The organism is Streptomyces chartreusis NRRL 3882 (genome assembly GCF_900236475.1).
In the GTDB taxonomy this organism is placed as follows: domain Bacteria; phylum Actinomycetota; class Actinomycetes; order Streptomycetales; family Streptomycetaceae; genus Streptomyces; species Streptomyces chartreusis_D.
This window is the reverse complement of record NZ_LT963352.1, coordinates 4088446-4111804: the sequence shown is the minus strand read 5'-3', so window position 1 is coordinate 4111804 and position 23359 is coordinate 4088446. Positions and strand designations below refer to the sequence as shown.

At 70.9% G+C, this 23359-nt stretch carries 20 protein-coding genes; 10 read left to right on the top strand and 10 right to left on the bottom strand.

Annotated elements, in window-relative coordinates; all coding sequences use genetic code 11:
* Positions 1-59 precede the first annotated feature (59 nt).
* On the bottom strand, positions 60-2360 hold the full coding sequence (locus SCNRRL3882_RS18405; protein ID WP_010031966.1) for a transglycosylase domain-containing protein: 2301 nt from the start codon (positions 2358-2360) through the stop codon (positions 60-62).
* A gap of 408 nt (positions 2361-2768) precedes the next feature.
* Between SCNRRL3882_RS18405 and wblA the strand changes: the two genes are divergently transcribed.
* Positions 2769-3107 carry a transcriptional regulator WblA gene (gene wblA, locus SCNRRL3882_RS18395; protein WP_010031964.1) on the top strand — a complete coding sequence of 113 codons (339 nt, stop codon included), beginning with the start codon at positions 2769-2771 and terminating at the stop codon, positions 3105-3107.
* A 106-nt stretch (positions 3108-3213) separates the two neighbouring features.
* On the opposite strand, the gene SCNRRL3882_RS18390 is transcribed toward wblA, so the two are convergent.
* Both SCNRRL3882_RS18390 and SCNRRL3882_RS18385 read right to left on the bottom strand, forming a co-directional pair.
* Positions 3214-4629, bottom strand: coding sequence for an ArsA family ATPase (locus SCNRRL3882_RS18390; RefSeq protein WP_010031963.1), 1416 nt, complete (start codon positions 4627-4629; stop codon positions 3214-3216).
* 70 nt (positions 4630-4699) lie between these two features.
* Entirely contained in the window at positions 4700-5677 is a 978-nt protein-coding gene (locus SCNRRL3882_RS18385; protein WP_010031961.1) for an ArsA family ATPase, read from the bottom strand.
* A 129-nt stretch (positions 5678-5806) separates the two neighbouring features.
* Here SCNRRL3882_RS18385 and SCNRRL3882_RS18380 point away from each other — a divergent pair, with 129 nt between their 5' ends.
* The 4 genes from SCNRRL3882_RS18380 to SCNRRL3882_RS18365 all read left to right on the top strand — a co-directional run bounded on the left by SCNRRL3882_RS18380 (position 5807) and on the right by SCNRRL3882_RS18365 (position 8212).
* The gene (locus SCNRRL3882_RS18380; RefSeq protein ID WP_003991873.1) at positions 5807-5965 is read left to right on the top strand and encodes a DUF4177 domain-containing protein; all 159 of its coding nucleotides are present in this window, start codon (positions 5807-5809) and stop codon (positions 5963-5965) included.
* The gene (locus tag SCNRRL3882_RS18375; protein ID WP_010031952.1) at positions 5965-6426 is read left to right on the top strand and encodes a RidA family protein; all 462 of its coding nucleotides are present in this window, start codon (positions 5965-5967) and stop codon (positions 6424-6426) included. Before SCNRRL3882_RS18380 ends, SCNRRL3882_RS18375 begins: the two co-directional genes overlap by 1 nt.
* An 80-nt stretch (positions 6427-6506) precedes the next feature.
* Positions 6507-7385: an NUDIX hydrolase gene (locus SCNRRL3882_RS18370; protein ID WP_010031949.1), complete on the top strand. Its 879-nt coding sequence runs from the start codon at positions 6507-6509 to the stop codon at positions 7383-7385.
* On the top strand, positions 7382-8212 hold the full coding sequence (locus SCNRRL3882_RS18365; protein WP_010031947.1) for an MBL fold metallo-hydrolase: 831 nt from the start codon (positions 7382-7384) through the stop codon (positions 8210-8212). The genes SCNRRL3882_RS18370 and SCNRRL3882_RS18365 overlap by 4 nt, the downstream gene beginning before the upstream one ends.
* A gap of 76 nt (positions 8213-8288) precedes the next feature.
* Here the strand turns inward: SCNRRL3882_RS18365 and SCNRRL3882_RS18360 are convergent, their stop codons facing one another.
* Complete coding sequence (locus SCNRRL3882_RS18360; RefSeq protein WP_010031945.1) at positions 8289-8963, bottom strand: Crp/Fnr family transcriptional regulator; 675 nt, start codon at positions 8961-8963, stop codon at positions 8289-8291.
* Between the two features lie 408 nt (positions 8964-9371).
* Here SCNRRL3882_RS18360 and nth point away from each other — a divergent pair, with 408 nt between their 5' ends.
* The 3 genes from nth (at position 9372) to SCNRRL3882_RS18345 (ending at position 12379) form a co-directional block, all read left to right on the top strand.
* On the top strand, positions 9372-10373 hold the full coding sequence (gene nth / locus SCNRRL3882_RS18355; protein WP_102514829.1) for an endonuclease III: 1002 nt from the start codon (positions 9372-9374) through the stop codon (positions 10371-10373).
* A gap of 97 nt (positions 10374-10470) precedes the next feature.
* Positions 10471-11166 carry an NUDIX hydrolase gene (locus tag SCNRRL3882_RS18350; RefSeq protein WP_010031942.1) on the top strand — a complete coding sequence of 232 codons (696 nt, stop codon included), beginning with the start codon at positions 10471-10473 and terminating at the stop codon, positions 11164-11166.
* A 13-nt stretch (positions 11167-11179) separates the two neighbouring features.
* A complete protein-coding gene (locus SCNRRL3882_RS18345) occupies positions 11180-12379 on the top strand; it encodes a MarP family serine protease (RefSeq protein WP_010031941.1) in 1200 nt (399 codons plus the stop codon).
* Between the two features lie 50 nt (positions 12380-12429).
* On the opposite strand, the gene SCNRRL3882_RS41770 is transcribed toward SCNRRL3882_RS18345, so the two are convergent.
* The 6 genes from SCNRRL3882_RS41770 to SCNRRL3882_RS18315 all read right to left on the bottom strand — a co-directional run bounded on the left by SCNRRL3882_RS41770 (position 12430) and on the right by SCNRRL3882_RS18315 (position 20611).
* Positions 12430-12612, bottom strand: a complete 183-nt coding sequence (locus SCNRRL3882_RS41770; RefSeq protein WP_078602692.1) for a hypothetical protein — start codon at positions 12610-12612, stop codon at positions 12430-12432.
* Between the two features lie 127 nt (positions 12613-12739).
* Complete coding sequence (locus SCNRRL3882_RS18335) at positions 12740-13678, bottom strand: alpha/beta fold hydrolase (protein WP_029180611.1); 939 nt, start codon at positions 13676-13678, stop codon at positions 12740-12742.
* Positions 13675-14163, bottom strand: coding sequence for a phage holin family protein (locus SCNRRL3882_RS18330; protein WP_010031935.1), 489 nt, complete (start codon positions 14161-14163; stop codon positions 13675-13677). The genes SCNRRL3882_RS18335 and SCNRRL3882_RS18330 overlap by 4 nt, the downstream gene beginning before the upstream one ends.
* 120 nt (positions 14164-14283) lie before the next feature.
* Positions 14284-15720 carry a Na+/H+ antiporter NhaA gene (nhaA, locus tag SCNRRL3882_RS18325; RefSeq protein WP_010031933.1) on the bottom strand — a complete coding sequence of 479 codons (1437 nt, stop codon included), beginning with the start codon at positions 15718-15720 and terminating at the stop codon, positions 14284-14286.
* Between the two features lie 236 nt (positions 15721-15956).
* On the bottom strand, positions 15957-17912 hold the full coding sequence (acs, locus tag SCNRRL3882_RS18320) for an acetate--CoA ligase (RefSeq protein ID WP_010031931.1): 1956 nt from the start codon (positions 17910-17912) through the stop codon (positions 15957-15959).
* 329 nt (positions 17913-18241) lie between these two features.
* Positions 18242-20611 carry a bifunctional SulP family inorganic anion transporter/carbonic anhydrase gene (locus SCNRRL3882_RS18315; protein WP_010031928.1) on the bottom strand — a complete coding sequence of 790 codons (2370 nt, stop codon included), beginning with the start codon at positions 20609-20611 and terminating at the stop codon, positions 18242-18244.
* 290 nt (positions 20612-20901) lie between these two features.
* On the opposite strand from SCNRRL3882_RS18315, the gene SCNRRL3882_RS18310 reads away from it, so the two are divergent.
* Both SCNRRL3882_RS18310 and SCNRRL3882_RS18305 read left to right on the top strand, forming a co-directional pair.
* A complete protein-coding gene (locus tag SCNRRL3882_RS18310) occupies positions 20902-22164 on the top strand; it encodes a hypothetical protein (protein ID WP_010031925.1) in 1263 nt (420 codons plus the stop codon).
* 65 nt (positions 22165-22229) lie between these two features.
* Positions 22230-23054: a hypothetical protein gene (locus SCNRRL3882_RS18305; RefSeq protein WP_010031924.1), complete on the top strand. Its 825-nt coding sequence runs from the start codon at positions 22230-22232 to the stop codon at positions 23052-23054.
* Positions 23055-23359: the final 305 nt, after the last annotated feature.

Sequence of the window (23359 nt, the reverse complement as noted above, 5' to 3'; positions counted from 1 at the left end):
CCCGCCGTACGAAGATCTTCGTACGGCGGGAAGGGGCCGTCCGCGTTCAGGACGCGGCGTCAGCCGCGTCCCCCGTTCCCGTTGCCCCCGTTGCCCCCGTTGCCCTGGCCTCGGAAGAATCCCTCCGGAATGCTGAACGACGGTGTCGGGAAGGCGCCGCCGTCCCCGCCGCCGCCGTTGTTGCCGCCGACCAGGCCGCCGATGAAGCCGCCGTCTCCGTTGCCGCCGTTGTCCCCGTTGTCGCGGCCCTCGTCGTCGCCGTTCCCGTCGCCGCGGTCCCGGTCGATGCCGTCGGGGATGTGGACGGTGTTGAAGTTCTCGACGGGCTTGCCCTCCAGCGCGCCGGACATCATGTCGCCCCAGATCGGTCCGGGGACCTCGCCACCGAACACCTTGCCGTACGGGACGCCGCCGATGGTGATGCCGACCATCTTCCGCTTGTGTGCGGGGTCGCCGACCCACACGGCACCGGCCATGTTGGGCGTGTAGCCCACGAACCAGGCCGCGTAGCGCTCGTCCGTCGTACCGGTCTTACCGGCGCTGGGGCGGCTGCCGAGGCCGGCCTTCTTACCCGTACCGTCCTCGACGACGCCCCGCAGCAGCGCGTTGATGGTGTCGGCGGTCTTCTCCGACATCGCGCGCGAGCAGGTCGACTTCGGGACCTCGAGCGACTTCGTGCTGTCGCCGACGCGCTGGCTGATCGACTCGATGGCGACCGGCGTGCAGTACATGCCGCGCGAGGCGAACGTGGCGTACGCGTTCGCCATGGTCAGCGGCGACATCTCCTGGGTGCCGAGGGCGATGGAGGGCACCTGGGGCATCTTGTCGCCGTCGGCCCGCTCGACGCCCATCTTCTTCGCCATCGTCGTCACCGGGCAGATGCCGATGTCACTGATCATCTGCACGTAGTAGGTGTTGACCGACTTGGCGGTCGCCTCCTTCATGTCGTACGGACCGACCTCGGACCTGTTCTCGTTTGCCACCTCGGCGGGGGCGGCCGGATCGTTCTTCCAGGTCCTGCCGTCGCAGGCCGCGACCGGGCTCGGGTACCGCATCTCGTACGGCGAGGGGTACACCTTGTTCGCCGGCATGCCGTCCTCGAGGGCCGCGGCGGCCACGATCGGCTTGAACGTCGAACCGGGCTGGTAGCCCATGCCGCCGCCCATCGACTGGTCGACGGAGAGGTTGATCTGCGTCTCGTTCTTGCCGAAGCCGTACGGGCGCGACTGGCCCATGGCGAGGACCTTGCCGGTGCCCGGCTGGACGATGGTGGCGGCGGTGGCCACCTCGTCGCTCTTGTAGACGTGGTCCTTGATGGACCGCTGTGCCGCGTTCTGGGCCTGCGGGTCCATGGTGGTGCGGATGGTGAGGCCGCCCTGGTTCCAGACCTTCGCCCGCTCCTCCTTGGTCTTGCCGAAGACCGGGTCGTTCAGGAAGACCTCGCGCACGTAGTCGCAGAAGAAGCCCGCGCCCTTGGTCGCCGTGATGCAGCCGTTCTTGGGCTTGCTGACCTTCAGGCCCAGCGGCGCCTTCATCGCCTCGGCGGCCTGCGCCCGGGAGATGTCGCCGACCTCGGCCATGCGCCGGAGCACGGTGTTGCGGCGTTTGGTGGCCTCCGCCTCGTCGTTGACCGGGTCGTACCGGCTGGGCGACTGGACGATGCCGGCGAGGAGGGCCGCCTCCTGGAGGTTCAGGTCCTTGGCGGACTTGGAGAAGTAGCGCTGGGCCGCGGCCTCGACGCCGTAGGCCTGCTGGCCGAAGAACGTGATGTTCAGGTAGTTCTCGAGGATCTTCTTCTTCCCGAGCTCCTCCTCGACCTGGATCGCGTACTTCAGTTCGCGGATCTTGCGGCCGATGGTCTGCTGGGTGGCCTGCGCGACCTTCGTCGGGTCGTCGCCGGCCTCCTCGACGAAGACGTTCTTCACGTACTGCTGCGTCAGGGTCGACGCTCCCTGGGCGACCTCACCGCTGCGCGCGTTCTTGTTGAGGGCGCGCAGGACGCCCTTCAGGTCGACCGCGCCGTGCTGGTAGAAGCGCGAGTCCTCGATCGCGACGATCGCCTTCTGCATGTACGGCGAGACGTCCTTGAGGGGGACCACCGTGCGGTCGCGCGAGTAGACCGTGGCGATCTGGCCGCCGTCGGCGTCGAGGATCGTGGTGCGCTGACTCAGGGGCGGGGTCTTCATGTTGGCCGGGAGTTCGTCGAAGCTCTCGACCGATCCCTTCGCCGCCAGCCCCAGCGCGCCCACCGCGGGCAGCGCGATACCGGCCAGCACGGCTCCCGCGAGAACACTGACACCGAGGAGCTTGGCGGCCTGCTGTGTGGGTGACAGACCACCGCCCGAGCGCTTCTTTGGCATGAGGGCAGCCTACGTTCTCATTCGCCGGACAGGCGTATAGGCCTTGGCCTAAGCTGCTCTCAACTGTCACAGCAGTGAGGCCACGTATCAATACGTCCGGCGACCCCGAATCGTTCCGGGTGTTCCCCAACTTTTTTGGTGGGGTCGTGTCCGAATCCGCCTTGTGTGTCATACGGCGTCCGTTGTGACGCAACTGAACTGTCCCGGTTTGCCGGGAAGGTTACGTATGTCGCCAGCTCACTCCCCCGGGTGATCTGCCGCTTACCCATAGTCCGTTCGGACCATTCAAGATTGGGCCCGCTGGGGGTGTTGCACTGTGCCCACCTTCCGTAACGTCCTCAACTGGCGGCGGTGAATATGCCGCTGCCGCCGTGGGGGAGCCTCGATTCGGGAGAGGACGGCGCCGGTATGGGCTGGGTAGTCGACTGGAGTGCGCAGGCGGCCTGCCGCACTACCGATCCGGATGAACTGTTCGTTCAGGGAGCAGCGCAGAACAGGGCCAAGGCGGTGTGCACCGGATGCCCGGTGCGTACGGAGTGCCTGGCCGACGCGCTGGACAACCGCGTCGAGTTCGGCGTGTGGGGAGGCATGACGGAGCGGGAGCGCCGCGCACTGCTGCGCAGGCGGCCCACGGTGACCTCCTGGCGCCGGCTGCTGGAGACGGCGCGTACGGAGTACGAGCGCGGCACCGGCATCGTGCCCCTCGACGACGACGAGGTCTACGAGAACTACGCGGCGGTGAGCTGAGGGGTTCCCTCCGGGGGGTTCCTTCCGGGGGTTCCGAAGGTTCGAGGGCCCTTGACGGGCCCTTCGCCATCGCCGGGTTGCCCTGAGGCACGCTTCAGGCGTTCGCTCAGGCACTCGCCTCAGGCCGGGTGCCCGTGTGGGGCGGCTCGGAGTCGTCGGCGGGGTCGGGAAGCTCGCGCTCGTTCGCCGCGAGCCGGTCGCCGATGTCGCGCAGTCCCGCGAGGTCGTGCACATCGCCGGGCAGCGCGCCCACTTCCGTCACGGCCACCTCGGGGTGGAGCGCGGTGAAGCGGTCACGCGTGCGCTGCTCACGGGAGAGCAACTGCATACGTTCGGCGTGCAGCCTCAGCAGACCTGCCGTGAGCTGGTCGACGGACCGCTCGGTGTTCTCGGTGTTCTCGGCGTCCTCGGCGGGGGAGCCACCGTCAGAAGCCGGAGCAGCAGCCGGAGCTGGTGTTTCGGATGTGGGAGAGACTGAACTGTCATACGTGTCGGGGGAGTTACGAAGTACTGCTTTCCCGCCCTCCTGATCCACAATGCGGGGCTCTTCAAGATTTTCCGCGGCGGCGAGCGCCCGCTCGGCCGACAGCCGGCCGGCACCGCTGCCGTGGACCCGGTTGAGCACCAGCCCGGCGAGCGGCATGTCCTCCGCGGCCAGCCGCTCCACGAAGTACGCGGCCTCGCGCAGCGCGTCCCGCTCCGGAGCCGCGACCACGAGGAACGCCGTACCCGGCGCCTGGAGCAGCTTGTACGTCGCGTCCGCACGCGTGCGGAACCCGCCGAAGGTCGTGTCCATCGCGGACACGAACGTCTGGACGTCCTTGAGGAGCTGACCGCCGAGCAGCTTGCCGAGGGTGCCGGTCATCATCGACATCCCGACGTTCAGGAACTTCATCCCGGCGCGCCCGCCCAGCTTCGCCGGCGCCGTCAGCAGCCGGATCAGCCGCCCGTCCAGGAACGACCCGAGCCGCTTGGGCGCGTCCAGGAAGTCCAGCGCCGAGCGGGACGGCGGGGTGTCGACGACGATCAGGTCCCACTCGTCCCTGGCCCGCAGCTGCCCGAGCTTCTCCATCGCCATGTACTCCTGCGTGCCCGCGAAGCCCGCCGAGAGCGACTGGTAGAAGGGATTGCCCAGGATCGCGGCCGCCCGCTCGGGGTCCGCGTGCGCCTCGACGATCTCGTCGAAGGTGCGCTTCATGTCGAGCATCATCGCGTGCAGCTCGCCGCCTGCGGAGTCGTCGATGCCCTTCACCCGGCGCGGGGTGTTGTCGAGGGAGTCGATGCCCATGGACTGGGCGAGCCGGCGGGCCGGGTCGATGGTGAGGACGACGACCTTGCGGCCCCGCTCGGCCGCGCGCAGGCCCAGGGCCGCCGCGGTCGTGGTCTTGCCGACCCCGCCCGAGCCGCAGCAGACCACGATCCGGGTCTTCGGGTCCGCCAGCAGCGGATCGACGTCGAGGACGCGCGCGGGGGACAGGCGGCGGGCCGGGGCGTGGGTGTGGGCCGGGTCCGGACGACTCATGACATCCCCTGCTTCCGACTCATGACGGGCCTTGCCTGTGTGCTGTTCCTCGGGCCGCGGCCTGCCCGGCTCATGACACGCCCTGCTCGCGCAGCTCGCGGGCCAGCTCGTACAGCCCCGCCAGGTCCACGCCTTCGGCGAACAGCGGCAGTTCGTGCAGCGGCAGGCCCAGCTCGGTGAGCACCGCACGCTGCTCGTGCTCCAGCGCGTACCGCTCGGCGTACTCCTCGGCCTGCGTGAGCAGCGGATCCACCAGCCGCTCCGCGCGCCCGCCGCGCCGCGCCCCGCCGAGCCCGGCGGACGACAACGACCGCGCAACCGTGGAACGCGGGACCGTCCTGACGAGTTCCAGGTCGGCCGCGTCCAACACCTCCGGCCGCACCATGTTCACGATGATCCGCCCCACCGGCAGCCGCGCCGACCGCAGCTCGGAGATGCCGTCCACCGTCTCCTGGACGGGCATCTCCTCCAGCAGTGTCACCAGGTGCACGGCCGTCTCCGGCGACTTCAGCACCCGCATCACGGCCTGGGCCTGATTGTGTATCGGGCCGATCTTGGCGAGGCCGGCGACCTCGTCGTTGACGTTGAGGAAGCGCGTGATGCGACCGGTGGGCGGGGCGTCCATGACGACGTAGTCGTACGCGAACCGCCCGCTCTTGTCCTTGCGCCGTACCGCCTCGCACGCCTTGCCGGTGAGGAGTACGTCCCTCAGGCCGGGCGCGATGGTGGTGGCGAAGTCGATCGCGCCGAGCTTCTTCAGGGCCCGTCCGGCGCCCCCCAGCTTGTAGAACATCTGGAGGTAGTCCAGAAGGGCCAGTTCGGGGTCGATGGCAAGCGCGTACACCTCGCCGCCACCGGGCGCGACTGCGATCTTCCGTTCCTCATAGGGCAGCGCCTCCGTTTCGAAGAGCTGCGCGATTCCCTGGCGGCCCTCGACCTCGACGAGAAGCGTCCGCTTCCCCTCCGTGGCCAGGGCCAGCGCTAGGGCCGCGGCCACCGTGGTCTTGCCGGTACCGCCCTTGCCGCTGACGACCTGGAGCCTGCTCACGTATTCGAGCCTAACCAGTCCGTGCCAGGGCTACGCGGGAGGCTGTGGACAACCGTCGCCGCGGACGGCTGAGGACCGGGGCACGGTCGGCCGCGTGACCCCTCTCCGGCAGCGGCTAGAGTCGGCCGCATGACCAAGTGGGAATACGCAACCGTGCCGCTGCTCGTCCACGCCACGAAGCAGATTCTGGACACCTGGGGCGAGGACGGCTGGGAGCTCGTCCAGGTCGTGCCCGGGCCGAACAACCCCGAGCAGCTCGTGGCCTACCTGAAGCGGGAGAAGCAGTAATGGGTGCCGTCGAGGCGAAGCTGGCCGAGCTGGGCCTGACCCTGCCCGACGTCGTCCCGCCGCTCGCCGCGTACCAGCCGGCCGTGCAGTCCGGGCCGTACGTCTACACCGCCGGGCAGCTCCCGATGGTGGAGGGCAAGCTTCCGGTCACCGGCAAGGTCGGTGCGGAGGTCACCCCGGAGGAGGCCAAGGAGCTGGCACGCACGTGTGCGCTGAACGCCCTGGCCGCCGTCAAGTCCGTCGCCGGTGACCTGGACCGCATCGCGCGCGTGGTGAAGGTCGTGGGCTTCGTGGCCTCGGCCTCGGACTTCACCGGCCAGCCCGCGGTGCTGAACGGCGCCAGCGAGCTGCTCGGCGAGGTCCTCGGCGACAAGGGCGTGCACGCGCGCAGCGCGGTGGGCGTGGCGGTGCTGCCGCTGGACGCGCCGGTGGAGGTCGAGATCCAGGTGGAGCTCGCGTAGCACCCTTTCGACACCCCTAGCTGCGGCATCGCCCCGAGGGCCACTCGAACATCCGCCCGTCACGGGATAGCCTCGCGCCCATGGCGAACGGTCAGTGGTACCCCCCGGAGTGGCCGGACCGCATCCGCGCACTCGCGGCCGGCACCCTCACTCCGGTGACCCCCAAGCGCGCGGCCACCGTCATGCTCCTGAAGGACACCCACAGCGGCCCCGCCGTCCACATGCTGCGCAGACGCGCCTCCATGGCCTTCGCCGGAGGCGCGTACGCGTATCCGGGCGGCGGCGTCGACCCCCGGGACGACGACCACCAGGTCCGCTGGGCGGGCCCCACGCGCGCGTGGTGGGCGCACCGGCTCGGCGTCGACGAGACGACGGCCCAGGCCATCGTCTGCGCGGCCGTACGGGAGACGTACGAGGAGGCGGGCGTGCTGCTCGCCGGCGAGACGCCCGACTCGGTCGTCGGCGACACCACCGGCGCCGACTGGGAGGCCGACCGCGCCGCCCTGGTCGCCCGGGACCTGTCCTTCGCGGAGTTCCTGGACCGCCGCGGCCTGGTCCTGCGCTCCGACCTGCTCGGCGCCTGGACCCGCTGGATCACCCCGGAGTTCGAGGCCCGCCGCTACGACACCTGGTTCTTCGTGGCCGTCCTCCCCGAGGGGCAGCGCACCCGCAACGCCTCCACGGAGGCCGACCGCACGGTGTGGATCGCCCCGGGCGAGGCTGCGGCCGGGTACGACAAGGGCGAGCTGCTGATGATGCCGCCGACCATCGCGACCCTGCGTCAGCTGACGGCGTACGAGAGCGCGGCCCAGGCCCTCGCCGCCGCCCCCGCGCGGGACCTCACGCCCGTCCTGGCCACCGCCCGCCTGGTGGACGGCGAGATCGTGCTCTCCTGGCCGGGCCACGACGAGTTCACCAAGCACATCCCGACCGCCCCGACCGGTGGAGCCAGCGCATGACGGACGCAGCAGCCCTTCCCGGCCAGCCCCGCGGCGGGGTCCTCTCGGGGCCCGCCACCGCGCGGGCCGTCAACGTCCTGGCCCCCAACCCGTCGGCGATGACCCTGGACGGCACGAACACCTGGATCCTCTCCGAGCCCGACTCGGACCTGGCGGTGGTGGTCGACCCGGGTCCCCTCGACGACGGTCACCTGCGCCATGTCGTCGCCACGGCCGAGCAGGCCGGCAAGCGCGTCGCCCTGACCCTGCTGACCCACGGTCATCCCGACCACGCGGCGGGCGCCGCCCGGTTCGCCGAACTGACCGGCACGCGCGTGCGTGCGCTCGATCCGGCACTGCGGCTGGGCGACGAGGGCCTGGCCGCCGGAGACGTGATCACCACCGGCGGCCTCGAACTGAGGATCGTCCCGACCCCCGGCCACACCGCCGACTCCCTCTCCTTCCATCTCCCGGCCGACCGTGCGGTCCTGACCGGCGACACGATCCTGGGCCGCGGGACGACGGTCGTGGCCCACCCCGACGGCCGTCTCGGCGACTACCTGGACTCCCTGAGGCGCCTCAGGTCCCTCACGGTCGACGACGGCGTCCACACGGTGCTGCCGGGCCACGGACCGGTCCTGGAGGACGCCCAGGGGGCCGTCGAGTACTACCTCGCCCACCGCGCCCACCGCCTCGCCCAGGTGGAGACGGCCGTCGAGGACGGCTACCGCACCCCCGCGGAAGTGGTCGCCCACGTCTACGCCGACGTCGACCGCTCCCTGTGGCCGGCCGCGGAACTCTCGGTGCGCGCGCAGTTGGACTACCTGGAGGAGCACGGGCTCATCTGACCGTGCCCGGTACGACGTCGGGCCCCGTCCCGCGAGGAGACAGGGCCCGACGACGTACGGCCAGGGTGCGTGCGCGTCAGCGCGAGCGCTTGGCGAGGCGTTCCACGTCCAGGAGGATCACCGCGCGGGCCTCCAGGCGCAGCCAGCCGCGCTGGGCGAAGTCCGCCAGTGCCTTGTTGACCGTCTCGCGGGACGCGCCGACCAGCTGGGCCAGCTCCTCCTGCGTGAGGTCGTGGACGACGTGGATGCCCTCCTCGGACTGCACGCCGAACCGGCGGGAGAGGTCCAGCAGCGCCCGGGCGACACGGCCCGGGACGTCCGAGAAGACGAGGTCGGACATCGCGTCGTTGGTCTTGCGCAGCCGGCGCGCGACGGCGCGCAGGAGCGCCGTGGCCACCTCGGGGCGGGCGTTCAGCCAGGGCTGGAGGTCGCCGTGGCCGAGGCCGAGCAGCTTGACCTCGGTCAGCGCCGTGGCGGTCGCGGTGCGCGGGCCCGGGTCGAACAGCGACAGCTCGCCGATGAGCTCGCCGGGGCCGACCACGGCCAGCATGTTCTCGCGGCCGTCGGGGGACGTGCGGTGGAGCTTGACCTTGCCCTCCGTGACCACGTACAGGCGGTCGCCGGGGTCACCCTCGTGGAACAGCGAGTCGCCGCGCGCGAGGGTCACCTCACTCATGGAGGCGCGGAGCTCCGCGGCCTGCTCGTCGTCGAGCGCCGCGAAGAGCGGATTGCGCCGCAGAACGTCGTCCACGAGTTCTCTCCTTGTCGACCTGCTCAGGGGCTGTTGCCCCCGCGTACCAAGGCACCGTGGTGCCCATTTTGCCGGACGGTCCAAACAGTGTGATCTGTCACAAGGATGCCGCACACGTGTCCCGGGGTACGCGGCAGGGGTCCAATTGGGCGCCGATCTTCGGGGTCCGGGGCGGATGTCGGTGCCGGGCCTTAGGCTGGCCGGGTGTCCAAATCGCCGGTGAGAGCACAGGCCGAGGGGGCTGCGCGGGTGGTTGTACGTCGCGATTCCGCTGTGGGCGAACAGAGCCCCGATGGCGGTAGGAAAACGGCGAAAGCGACAGGGGAGGCGGAGCCTTCCGGGAAGCCGACGTCGGCGAGGAAGGCGCTTGCCGGGAAGGCCGGGGCCGCGAGTAAGCAGGCATCTGCGATGCAGGCTGCGTCTGCGAAGAAGGCCGCGTCTGCGAAGAAAACCGCGTCTGCGAAGAAAACCGCGTCTGCGAAGAAAACCGCGCCTGCGAAGAAGGCGGCGCCTGCGAAGAAGGCGGCGCCTGTGAGAAAGGCCCCCGCCGCCAAGAAGGTCACCGTCGCGCCCAAGAAGGCCACGGCCCGCCTCAAGGGCGCCGCCCCGGCCCGGACGGTCGTCCACCCACCGAGTGGCGAGTCGCGTACCGCCCTGGTCCGCCGCGCCCGCCGCATCAACCGCGAGCTCGCCGAGGTCTACCCGTACGCCCACCCCGAGCTGGACTTCGCCAACCCCTTCCAGCTCGTGGTCGCCACGGTCCTGTCCGCCCAGACCACCGACCTGCGCGTCAACCAGACGACCCCCGCCCTCTTCGCCAGGTACCCCGCCCCCGAGGACCTGGCCGCCGCCAACCCGGAGGAGGTGGAGGAGATCCTCCGCCCGTGCGGCTTCTTCCGGGCCAAGACGAAGTCGGTCATAGGGCTGTCCAAGGCCCTGGTGGAGGACTTCGGCGGCGAGGTCCCCGGCCGGCTGGAGGACCTGGTCAAGCTGCCCGGCGTCGGCCGCAAGACGGCATTCGTCGTGCTCGGGAACGCGTTCGGCCGGCCCGGCATCACCGTGGACACGCACTTCCAGCGCCTGGTGCGCCGCTGGCAGTGGACCGGCGAGAGCGACCCGGACAAGATCGAGGCGGCGATCGGCGCGCTCTTCCCGAAGAGCGACTGGACGGACCTCTCGCACCACGTGATCTGGCACGGCCGCCGTATCTGCCACGCCCGCAAGCCCGCCTGCGGAGCCTGCCCGATCGCCCCGCTCTGCCCGGCGTACGGCGAGGGCGAGACCGACCCGGAGAAGGCGAAGAAGCTGCTCAAGTACGAGAAGGGCGGCTTCCCCGGCCAGCGTCTGAACCCCCCGCAGGCCTACCTGGACGCGGGCGGCAAACCGGCGCCGCCGCTGGGGGCCGGATGAGCAGCCCCACGAGCCCCCCGCCCGGGGGACCGTGGCCGTTCGCGGAACGATCTCGGGGGCGCCGCGCGTTGGAAGCGGCAGGACGACGGGGGTGGCGATGACGCGGGCGAGCAACACACAGGGCGGCCGAGTGACAGTCAGCAAGGAGGGGCTGCCCGCCTGGCTGGACCCGGTGGTGCACGCCGTGGAGACGGTCCGGCCGCGGCAGCTGAGCCGATTCCTGCCGCCGGAGGACGGCGCCGGGCGCCAGTCCGCCGTGCTGATCCTGTTCGGGGAGGGCGAGCGCGGGCCGGAGCTGCTGCTCATGGAGCGTGCGAGCTCCCTGCGTTCGCACGCCGGCCAGCCCTCCTTCCCCGGCGGCGCCCTCGACCCGGAGGACGGCGACCCGCGGGGCGACGGCCCGCTGCGGGCCGCCCTGCGCGAGGCGGAGGAGGAGACGGGTCTCGACCCCTCGGGCGTCCAGCTCTTCGGAGTGCTGCCCCGGCTGTACATCCCGGTCAGCGGCTTCGTCGTCACCCCGGTGCTGGGCTGGTGGCGAGAGCCCAGCCCGGTCGGGGTCGTCGATCCGAACGAGACCGCCAGGGTCTTCACCGTCCCCGTGGCGGATCTCACGGATCCCGCGAACCGCGCCACCACCGTCCACCCCAGCGGCCACCGAGGTCCGGCATTTCTGGTCGAATCGGCACTTGTCTGGGGTTTCACGGCCGGAATCATCGACCGGCTGCTGCACTACGCGGGCTGGGAGCGGCCCTGGGACCGTGAGAAGCAGGTCCCGCTCGACTGGCGCGCATGACAGGGTGGCCTCCGTGAACGTGCTGGACATCTTGTTGCTGGTCGCCGCCGTGTGGTTCGCGGTCGTGGGGTACCGCCAGGGGTTCGTCGTCGGCATCCTGTCGGTGATCGGCTTTCTGGGCGGCGGTCTCGTCGCGGTCTACGCGCTGCCCGTCATCTGGGACGCGATCACGGACAACGCGGAGGTGAACACGACCGCGGCCGTCGTCGCGGTCGTCGTCGTCATCGTCTGCGCCTCCGTCGGCCAGGCCCTCACCACCCACCTCGGCAACAAGCTGCGCCGGCACATCACCTGGTCCCCGGCCCGGGCCCTGGACGCCACCGGCGGCGCCCTGGTCAACGTCGTGGCGATGCTCCTGGTCGCCTGGCTGATCGGCTCGGCCCTCGCGGGCACCACACTGCCGACGCTCGGCAAGGAGGTCCGCAACTCCAAGGTGCTGCTCGGCGTCTCCCAGGCGCTGCCGGACCAGGCCGCCACCTGGTTCGCGGACTTCTCCTCGGTCCTCGCGCAGAACGGCTTCCCGCAGGTCTTCAGCCCGTTCTCGAACGAGCCGATCACCGACGTCCAGCCGCCGGACCCGGCCCTGGCCGACAGCCCGGTGGCGACCCGCGCCCAGCGCTCCATCGTCAAGGTCATGGGCACGGCCCCGAGCTGCGGCAAGGTCCTCGAAGGCACCGGCTTCGTCTTCGACGACCGCCGCGTCATGACCAACGCGCACGTGGTGGGTGGAGTCGACGAGCCGACCGTGCAGATAGGCGGCGAGGGCAGGAAGTACGACGCCACGGTCGTGCTGTACGACTGGCGGCGCGACATCGCCGTACTCGACGTGCCGGACCTCAAGGCACCCGCGCTGCGGTTCACCACCAAGGACGCGGGCAGCGGCGACGGAGCGATCGTCGCGGGCTTCCCGGAGAACGGGGCGTACGACGTGCGGGCCGCGCGCGTGCGGGGACGCATCACGGCCAACGGCCCGGACATCTACCACCGCGGCACGGTCCGCCGCGACGTCTACTCCCTCTTCGCGACCGTCCGCCAGGGCAACTCCGGCGGCCCGCTGCTCACGCCCGACGGCAGGGTCTACGGCGTGGTGTTCGCCAAGTCCCTCGACGACGCCAAGACGGGGTACGCGCTGACCGTGGACGAGATCCAGGAGGACATCACCAAGGGGCGCACCGCCAACCAGCAGGTGGGCAGCGACAGCTGCGCGCTCTAGGAGCGGCCCTGAGGTGAGGTGGTCGGGGCGTCACCCGCGCGGGTGACGCCTCAGTCGCGTGTGTGGCGCAGACGTACGGAGACCCAGCGGGCCCGGCGGCGGAGGATACGCGGGATCCCCACCCTGGGGTCCGCGGTCGCCATCTGCGGTGCACCGCTCCGCTGGTGGGGGTTCGCACCGCCCGCCGAGCGGCGATTGCGGCTTGCGTCACTGTAGTCGTGCGTCCAGCCCATACCCCGACGTGTGCCCCTGCCCCATGGTCGATAACCGCCCCCGGAGCGCCCAATTGGCCTATGCGCCAGGCAATTGGCCGTTCGTCGGACAAGCGTTCACGCGCGGACACCGGCCGCGGTCAGCCGGTCACCGATCGGGTTCGGGATCCTTCAGCCAGTTGATGAGCTCCGAGGAGAACGCGACCGGGTCCTCCTCGTGCGGGAAGTGGCCGAGGCCGTCGAACAGGCGCCAGCGGTACGGGGCTTCGACGTACTCGCCGGAGCCGGCCGCGCTGCGCGTGCGCATCACGGGGTCGAGCGAGCCGTGCAGATGGAGCGTCGGCACGCGCACGGGCCGCTTCATCCGGCGGTTGAACTGGATGCCGTCCGGGCGGGCCAGGGAGCGCACCATCCAGCGGTACGGCTCGACCGCGCAGTGCGCCGCGGAGGGGATGCACATGGCGCGGCGGTACGTCCGAAGCGCCTCCTCCTCCGGCGGGCGCGGCCCGGACCAGTCCTGGATCAGTTCGGCCACGAGCGCCCCGTCGTCGGCGGTGAGCTGCCGCTCCGGGATCCAGGGCCGCTGGAACCCCCAGATGTGTGAACCGGCGCGGGTCTGCTTGACGTCCCGCAGCATGGCCGCCCGCCAGCGCCGCGGATGTGGCATGGACGCGACCGCCAGCCGCCGCACGAGCTTGGGGCGCATCGCGGCCGCCGTCCACGCCAGGTATCCGCCCAGGTCGTGGCCGACCAGCGCGGCGTCGGGCTCACCGAGCGAGCGGATGACGCCGGTGACGTCGAGCGCGAGGTTGGCGGGGTCGTAGCCGCGCGGCGTGCGGTCGCTGCCCCCGACGCCCCGCAGGTCCATGGCGACGGCTCGGAAGCCCGCGTCGGCGAGCGCCACCAGTTGGTGCCGCCAGGTCCACCAGAACTGCGGGAAGCCGTGCAGCAGCAGGACCAGCGGCCCGTCGCCCAGCTCGGCGATGTGGAAGCGGGCGCCGTTGGCGGCGACGTCGCGGTGGCTCCAGGGGCCGTCCAGCCGCACGGCCGAAGCCGGTTGCGCCGAAGGTGTGGCGGGATCGGTCATGACGACGAGCGTGCCACAGCCTCGACGGCCTCGGGGACCCGGTCCTGCGGGAGCTCCGGCCGCGGGTGCGGCTTGGCCTTCTGGAGGACGCCCGCGGTCTCCTTCATCGAGGCGGCGACCTTCTGCGGGCCCTTGCTCTTCTTGGCCTTCTTCGCGAAGGCCACGCCGATCAGCGCGAGCACGACCGCGACCAGTACGTTCGCCGCGAAGGACAGCAGGAAGCAGATCGCCAGGTTCCAGTCGGACCAGGTGTGGATGCCGTAGGCCAGCGCGAAGTTCAGCATCGGCAGGGAGAACAGCAGCACGGCGCCGGCCATCGAGAAGGCGCCGCCGCTGGTCGCGCCCCGCTTGACGTCCTGCTTGAGCTGCGCCTTCGCCAGCGCGATCTCGTCGTGCACCAGCGCCGACATTTCCGCCGTCGCCGAGGCGAACAGCTGGCCGATGCTGCGTTCGGCGCCGACCGGGCTGCCGTCGGGTGCGCTCATCGCGGTCTCCCTCTTCTGCGTACGGTCCGTTTTCCGCGTCTTGTGTCTGACTCGCCGCAGTCGTCCCACTGCGTACGGCCTGACTGCGTACGGTCCCGTCTTTTGTACCGTCTCGTCAGATCATGCCGGACGGTGGTGGTCATCGCCTGCCCCGCCCGGTACTTCGGCAAGCCCGTGGCGCGCGGCTGCCTTCTCCCGGGCGATCCGGCGGTGTTCGGCGGCCTTGCGCTCGTAGAGGTCGGCCAGCCGCTGGTGGTAGGCCGGGTCGTCCTCCTCGTAGATGTCCGGGATGCCGTCGGCGTCCTCGTCGCGCTCCTCGTTCTCCCACAGGCGGCGGTACTTGGCGTTGCGCATCTTCAGCAGGACGGTCGCGAGTGTCGCGGCGATGAGCGAGCCCAGCAGCACAGAGGCCTTGACCTCGTCGGTCATCGCCTGGTCGCCCTCGAAGGCGAGTTCTCCGATGAGCAGGGACACGGTGAAGCCGATGCCGGCGAGGCTCGCCACCGCGAACACGTCCGCCCAGGCGAGGTCGTCGCTGAGCGACGCCCGGGTGAAACGGGCCGTCAGCCACGTCCCGCCGAAGATGCCGAGCGCCTTGCCGACGACCAGGCCGAGGACGACGCCGAGGGTCTCGGGCTTGGTGAACACATCGGCGACCGCGCCGCCGGAGACGGTGACACCGGCGCTGAAGAGCGCGAACAGCGGTACGGCGAGCCCTGCCGACAGGGGCCGTACGAGGTGCTCGATGTGCTCGCCGGGGGAGTGGGCCTCGCCCTCGTGCCGGTGGCAGCGCAGCATCAGGCCCATGGCGACGCCGGCGATGGTGGCGTGGACGCCGCTGTTGTACATCAGCGCCCAGATGACGAGCGCCAGCGGCACGTACACGTACCAGCCGCGTACGCCCTTGCGCAGCAGCAGCCAGAAGACGGCCAGGCCCGCGACGGCGCCGCCGAGCGCGGCGAAGTTCAGGCCGTCGGTGAAGAACACCGCGATGATCAGGATCGCGAAGAGGTCGTCGACGACGGCGAGCGTGAGCAGGAAGGCCCGCAGCGCGCTCGGCAGGGACGTGCCGATGACCGCCAGCACGGCGAGCGCGAAGGCGATGTCCGTGGCGGTGGGCACGGCCCAGCCGGCCAGCGAACCGCCGCCGGTGACGTTGGTGAGGACGTAGACGAGCGCCGGTACGGCCATCCCGCACAGCGCGGCGACGACCGGGAGCGCGGCGGCCTTGGGGTCGCGCAGGTCACCCGCGACGAGCTCGCGCTTGAGCTCGATCCCGGCGACGAAGAAGAAGACCGCCAGCAGCCCGTCGGCGGCCCAGTGCGCGACCGACAGGTCCAGGCCGAGGGAGGCGGGGCCCAGGTGGAAGTGGGCGACGCTCTCGTAGCTGTCGTGCATCCCGGGGATGTTCGCCCACAGCAGCGCGGTGACGGCGGCGGCGAGCAGCAGCACCCCGCCGACGGTCTCCGTGCGCAGCGCGTCCGCGACGTAGGTCCGCTCGGGGAGGGAAAGCCGGTCGAGGACCTTGCGGGGGGTGCTGGGGCGAGGCGCGGTCACGGGGGAGACCTCCGGTCGGTGGGCAGGGCTGAACACATGCCGACCAGACTTCCCGGCGCACCGTCAAGCAGTTGTTTTTCTTAGCCTAGGTAAGCATATGGCCGAGCGCATCCGGTGATCATCACTGGCGGTGCCGAGGGGCGCCCTCGGCGATCAGCACTCGGGGGTGCCGAGGGGCACCCGGCGTACCGATCGCCGGGTGCCCCTTCGCGCGCTGCGCCATGCCTGTGCCGTGATCAGTCCTCGCTGGGCGCGGCCGGCAGCTTGGCCTGGATCAGGTCCATGACCGTGGAGTCGGTCAGCGTGGTGACGTCACCGAGCTGGCGGTTCTCGGCGACGTCCCGCAGCAGACGGCGCATGATCTTGCCGGAGCGGGTCTTGGGCAGCTCGGCCACCGGCAGGATCCGCTTGGGCTTGGCGATCGGGCCGAGGGTGTTGCCCACGTGGGCGCGCAGCTCGTCGACCAGGGTCTCGGTCTCGGCGGCCGTGCCCCGCAGGATCACGAAGGCGACGATCGCCTGCCCGGTCGTCTCGTCCGCCGCGCCGACCACGGCCGCCTCGGCGACGGAGGGGTGGGAGACGAGCGCGGACTCGACCTCCGTGGTGGAGATGTTGTGCCCGGAGACGAGCATGACGTCGTCGACGCGGCCGAGCAGCCAGATGTCGCCGTCGTCGTCCTTCTTGGCACCGTCACCGGCGAAGTACTTGCCCTCGAAGCGCGACCAGTACGTGTCGATGAACCGCTGGTCGTCGCCCCAGATGGTGCGCAGCATCGACGGCCACGGCTCGGTCAGCACCAGGTAGCCGCCACCGCCGTTGGGCACCTCGTTGGCCTCGTCGTCGACGACCGTCGCCGAGATGCCGGGCAGCGGCGTCTGCGCGGACCCGGGCTTGGTCGCGGTCACACCGGGCAGCGGGGTGATCATCATCGAGCCGGTCTCCGTCTGCCACCAGGTGTCGACGACCGGGGTGCGGTCACCGCCGATGTTCTTGCGGTACCAGATCCACGCCTCGGGGTTGATCGGCTCGCCCACCGAGCCCAGCACCCGCAGGCTGGACAGGTCGAACTTGGCGGGGATGTCGTCGCCCCACTTCATGAACGTGCGGATCGCGGTCGGCGCGGTGTAGAGGATCGTCACGCCGTACTTCTGCACGATCTCCCAGAAGCGGCCCTGGTGCGGGGTGTCGGGCGTGCCCTCGTACATGACCTGCGTCGCGCCGTTGGCGAGCGGCCCGTAGACGATGTACGAGTGGCCAGTGACCCAGCCGACGTCGGCGGTGCACCAGTAGACGTCGGTCTCCGGCTTGAGGTCGAAGACGGCGTGGTGGGTGTAGGCGGTCTGCGTGAGGTAGCCGCCGGAGGTGTGCAGGATGCCCTTCGGCTTACCCGTGGTGCCCGAGGTGTAGAGGATGAACAGCGGGTGCTCGGCGTTGAACGCCTGCGGGGTGTGCTCGGCGCTCTGCCGCTCGACGAGGTCGTGCCACCACACGTCGCGGCCCTCGGTGAAGGCGACCTCCTGGCCCGTGCGGCGCACGACCAGGACGTGCTCGACGTTGCCCGCCTTCTCCACGGCCTCGTCCACGGCCGGCTTGAGCGCGGACGGCTTGCCGCGCCGGTATCCGCCGTCGGAGGTGATGACCACGCGCGCGTCGGCGTCCTGGATGCGGGTGGCGAGCGCGTCCGAGGAGAAACCGCCGAAGACGACCGAGTGGGCGGCGCCGATGCGGGCGCAGGCCAGCATCGCGATCGCGGTCTCGGGGATCATCGGCATGTAGACGGCGACCCGGTCGCCGGCCTGAACTCCCAGTTCCAGCAGGGCATTGGCCGCCTTGGAGACCTCGTCCTTGAGCTCGGCGTAGGTGATCGCGCGGCTGTCGCCGGGCTCGCCCTCGAAGTGGATCGCGACCCGGTCGCCGTGCCCGGCCTCCACATGCCGGTCGACGCAGTTGTAGGCGACGTTGAGCTCGCCGTCCTTGAACCACTTGGCGAACGGCGGGTTCGACCAGTCGAGGGTCTCGGTGGGCTCCTTGGCCCAGGTCAGCCGACGGGCCTGCTCGGCCCAGAAGCCGAGCCTGTCAGCCTTGGCCTGTTCATACGCCTCCGCGGTGACGTTGGCGTTCGCGGCCAGGTCGGCGGGGGGTGCGAACCTGCGCTCTTCCTTGAGCAGGTTGGCCAGGCTTTCGTTGCTCACGGCATCTGCCTTTCCCAGGGTGTCCGTTGTGTCCCAGGCCACAGCTCATCAGACCCGGGGGTGCGATGACAAGGGCCGACCGCCGATTGGTTTAGACCTGTCGCGCGGTGCTCTCCGGGACCGGGGTCATCCGTACCCACGGACGCCGACCAGGGAAAGTTCAGCCTGTGTAACGCGCATCACCCATGGCAGCGGGGCGTGGCGTGCGGACGGTTGGGGTGTGCCGGCGGTTGGGAGCGGGTGTTGGCGGCGGGGTGTGCGGCCCGGAGGCCGTCGGGGCCGTCGGGGCTTTGGGCCGTCCGGGCGGCACACCCGCGCAGGGGCCGGGCTCACGCCGTCAGGTCCGCCTCGCGTACGCGGTCGAAGACGCCGCCGCCGTCCGTCTCGGTGAGCAGGTAGGCCTCGGCCTCGCCCACGTGGAAGTACATCCCGTGCAGCTCCAGGGAGCCCTCGTCGAGGGCCCGGGCCACCGAGTCGTGGGCGCGCAGGTGCTCCAGCTGCTGGACCACGTTGGTCAGGCAGAGCTGCTCGACCGCGTCCTCGGGAGCCCGCCCGGCCAGCCTGCCCCACGGCAGACTGTCGTCGGCCATGCGCTCCAGGCTCGGCAGCCCGTGCCGCAGCCACCGCTTCAGCGGTGTCCGGGCGCCGCCGGGGTCGGAGTTGAGCAGCGCCTGCATGGCGCCGCAGCCCGAGTGCCCGCACACCGTGATGGAGCGCACCTTGAGCACGTCCACGGCGTACTCGATCGCGGCCGCGACCGAGTCGTCGCCGCTCTCCTCGCCCGGGCGTGGGACGAGGTTGCCCACGTTGCGCACGACGAACAGGTCGCCCGGGCCACTGGAGGTGATCATCGACGTGACCAGTCGGGAGTCGGCGCAGGTCAGGAAGAGCTGCGACGGCCGCTGCCCCTCACGCGCCAGCCGGGCCAGCTCGCTGCGCACCAGGGGCGCGGTGTTGCGCTGGAACGCGCTGATGCCACGCGCCAGTTCGTGCCCACTGGCTCCGCCGGTGCCCTTCGTGTCCGGGGCGGTTCGGTCCGTCCCGCCCGGGTCGCTCGGGGAAGGGGGAGCGTACTGGGGGCGGTCGCACTGGTGGTTGCGCCAGGGCGTCCAGGGCCGGCAACGGCAGCCGGTGAAGGCCTGGGGCTCGGAGATGCGGATGCCGGGGTGCCGGCCGGTGATCTCGACGGTGCCGCCCTGCGCGGTGTGCGTCTTCTGCCAGTCCTGCAACGTCTCGTACGCCGCGTGGTCCATGAACGACCCGTCCAGCTCGACGACGGTGTCGGCACCGTGGGGCACGAGATGCAGGGCCCGGCTGAGCCGTGGCACCGCGAGGAACGTCAACTGTCCTCTGACGTGTACGTGATGGACTCCTTCCGTCTCTTCGTGCGTGATGCGGGTGCGGGTGAGACGGTGCAGGGCGACGCCGACGGCCGTGGCGATGCCCAGGGCGACGCCCTCCAGGACGCCGAGGGACACGACGCCGAGGGTCGTGACGGCGTACACCCACACTTCTCGGTGGCGCGTCACCGTGCGGATGTGGTGCAGGGACACCATCTGGATGCCGACGGCCATCACCAGGGCGGCGAGCGAGGCGAGCGGGATGAGCTCCAGGATCGGGACCATCAGCAGCGCGGCGATCACTACGAGAACGCCGTGCAGCATCGTGGAGTTCCGGCTCACCGCGCCCGCGTGCACATTCGCCGAAGTCCGCACGGCCACACCCGCGATGGGCAGTCCGCCGAGGGAGCCGGAGACGATGTTGGCGGCACCCTGCCCGAGCAGCTCGCGGTCGAGGTCGGAGCGCCGGACGCGGGCGGGCAGGCCCTGTCGGCCGGCCACCAGCTTGTCCACGGCGACCGCGCCGAGCAGTGACTGCACACTGCACACCAGCGTGGTGGTGAGCACCGCGGCGACGATGCCGAGCACGGGCCCCTCGGGCAGTCCGGCCAGGGCGTGGTTGCTCCAGGACGGCAGGTCGACCTTGGGCAGGCGGAGGCCGACGAGGGCGGCGGCGACGCTGGCTCCGGCGACGGCGACGAGCGCGGCCGGGACCTTGCGCAGCAGGCGTCCGGCCCGGCCGGGCAGTCTCGGCCAGAGCAGCAGCAGCGCCAGGGTCAGCGCGCTCACCGACACGGCCGCGGGGCGCATGTCCGCCAACTGGGCGGGCAGGGCGCGGAGGTTGTCCGGGACGGAACTCTGCGGTGTGCCGCCGAGCACGATGTGCAGCTGGGCGACGGCGATGGTGACGCCGATCCCGGCGAGCATGCCGTGCACGATGGCGGGGCTGACGGCGAGGGCGCCACGGGCCACGCGCAGACAGCCCAGGCCGAGTTGGGCGAGGCCGGCGAGGACGGTGATGGCGCAGGTCGTCCGCCAGCCGTAGCGCTGGATGAGATCGGCGGTGACGACGGTGAGTCCGGCGGCCGGTCCGCTCACCTGGAGCGGGGAGCCGCCGAGCCGTCCGGCGACGAGTCCGCCCACGGCGGCGGCGACGAGGCCGGCCTGGAGCGGGGCGCCGGTGGCGAGGGCGATGCCCAGGGACAGGGGCAGGGCGATCAGGAAGACCGCGATCGAGGCCGACACGTCGGCACCCGCGATCCGGAAACGGCGGGGGCCATGGGACGGCGGGCTGTGGGGTGGATGGGTGCGCTCGGTCCGGTTCGGATCGGCGGCACGGGTGGGGACGCAGGCTGACATGTGTTTCCCGTCTCCTCCGGGGCTGCGCGGTCGCGTAACGGGCTCCCGCTCGGGCGGGAACCGGTCGTGGCCGTGGTCACGGTGTAAATCGGCGGGATGAATCAACGCTCGGTAAACGGATCGTAATGCAGGGTAAAGGGCGGGCATAGACTTTACGGGCAAATGGGCGCATAAATCACTCTCAAGGGTGAAGTGGCTATTTGATCGGCTTGTCGTACTAATTCCTTCTCGGTCTCGTGTCAATTTGGCGGCGCTGTCCGCACCCGAGAGAAGGAAGAAGGTGGCGGAACATGGCCGCAAGCCACAGGATCGCCGCGGGCTCCGTGATCGCCGCGGTCTGCGCCGTATCGCTCGCCGGTTGCGGGAGCGGCACAACGCGGCACGAGACTCCTGCCCCGCGGAAGGTGAAGCCGGCTCCGGCGCCGAAGAACGCGGTCCGGCTGATCGGAGACGGCTCCACCGCCCACACCGGCGCCCAGCCCCACCTGCCCAGGCCCGAGCGGCTGCGGCCCGGCCAGAAGCCCCCGCAGTTCGTCGTCTTCTCCTGGGACGGCGCGGGCGAGGACAAACAGAAGCTGTTCTCCCACTTCCGCAAGGTCGCCAAGGCGAACAACGCGACCATGACCTACTTCCTGAGCGGCGTGTACCTGCTGCCGGACGAGAAGCGCGACCGGTACCGGCCGCCGCAGCACTCCCCGGGGCGCTCCGACATCGGCTTCAACGACCGCCGCGGCATCGCCGCCACCGTGAAGCAGCTGCGGCTGGCGTGGCTGGAGGGCAACGAGATCGGCACCCACTTCAACGGCCACTTCTGCGGCAGCGGCGGCGGGGTCGGTGAGTGGTCCGTGCGGGACTGGAAGGACGAGATCGCCCAGGCCAAGCAGTTCGTGAAGACGTGGAAGACCAACAGCGGCATGAAGGAGGCGTCCCCGCTGCCCTTCGACTACGACAAGGAGCTCATCGGCGCCCGCACACCCTGCCTGGAGGGCCAGCGGAACTTCCTGAAGGCGGCCCGCGACCTGGGCTTCCGCTATGACAGCAGCGGCGTCAACGACCAGGTCTGGCCGAAGAAGAAGCACGGCCTGTGGGACGTGTCCATGCAGCTCGTGCCGTTCCCCGGGCACTCCTACGAGCAGCTGACCATGGACTACAACTTCATGATCAACCAGTCGGGCACCGACACCCAGGGCAACCCCGCCAAGCACGACTTCTGGGGCGACCAGATGCGCGACGGCCTGCTCAAGGGCTTCTACCGGGCCTACAACGGCAACCGCGCGCCCCTGATCATCGGGAACCACTTCGAGTCCTGGAACGGCGGCGCCTACATGCGGGCCGTCGAGGAGGTCATCGAGACGGTGTGCACCAAGAAGGAGGTGCGCTGCGTCTCGTTCCGGCAGCTCGTGGACTGGCTGGACGCCCAGGATCCGACGACGCTGGAGAAGCTGCGCACGCTGAAGGTCGGCGAGGCGCCGAAGCAGGGCTGGGCGTCGTTCCTCGCGGGCCGGCCCGTCCCGGCCCCGAAGGGCGTGCCCGGGGCTCCGGCAGCGAAGTAGCGGCCCCGAGTGAAGATGGCCACTCCGCCGTGGGGCGGGCCCCCGGGGTGCGTAGGGTCGTACTCATGAGTACAGCAGGCGCGACCGCCGACCCTCTCGCGGCCCTGGGGGCGCTGCCCGGGGTGGCCGATTCCGTGGAGTCCGTGCGCAAGTCCGTGGACCGGGTCTACGGGCACCGCATCATGCGCCGGCGCAGCAACGCGATCACCTCGGAGGCGGCTCTGCGCGGCGCCCGTGGCTCGGCGGCGCTGGCCGGTGCGGACTGGGCCCTGGAGGAGGTGCGTCGGCGTACGGACTTCAGCGGCGACGACGAGGCGCGCACCGTGGGCGCCGCTCTACGGCTCACCGCCGAGGCGGGCCAGCTGCTGTCCATCTGGCGGCAGTCACCGCTGCGGGTGCTGGCCCGGCTGCACCTGGTGGCGGCGGCCGACCAGGCCGACCAGGTGGGACGGCCCCGGCAGGAGGGCGAGCCGGTCGACGAGCCGCTCGTCGGGCTGCCGCTGCCGAGCGCGGCAGAGGCGCACGGCCGGCTGGAGGGCCTGGCCGGGCTGATCATCGCGGGCGGCTCCGCGCCGGCGCTGGTGACGGCCGCCGTCGTGCACGGCGAGCTCCTCGCGCTGCGTCCCTTCACGTCCCACAACGGCCTGGTCGCGCGCACGGCCGAACGCATCGTCCTGATCGGCAGCGGCCTGGACCCGAAGTCGGTCTGCGCGGCCGAGGTGGGCCACGCCGAGCTGGGCCGCGAGGCCTACCTGGATGCCCTCGACGGGTACCTCTCCGGCACCGCGGAGGGCATGGCCGCCTGGATCGCCCACTGCGGCAGGGCGGTCGAACTGGGGGCGCGCGAGTCGATGGCGGTGTGCGAGGCGTTGCAGCGCGGAGCGGCGTGACACCGGCCGGCAAAGAGATGCGGCGGTACGAGAAACTCGTACCGCCGCTGGCATGAGCACCGGGGTACCAAGCGTCCTCGATATATGCCCATCAGGTCGGGAACTTTGCCCGTCACCTGGTGCGGCTGGCCCGTAATCGACGGGTCGACGTCGCGTGGGTGCCCGGTGTTCATGCTCGGTCCGTGGGGCCAAATGCGTAATTAAGGTGATCCTCTCGGATGTCCTTGGTCTCGCGGGCCGTTGACTCCTTTGTACTCCTGCCCCGGAGTAAGCGGAAGTCCAGGCTGCACTTCTTTACTTTTGGG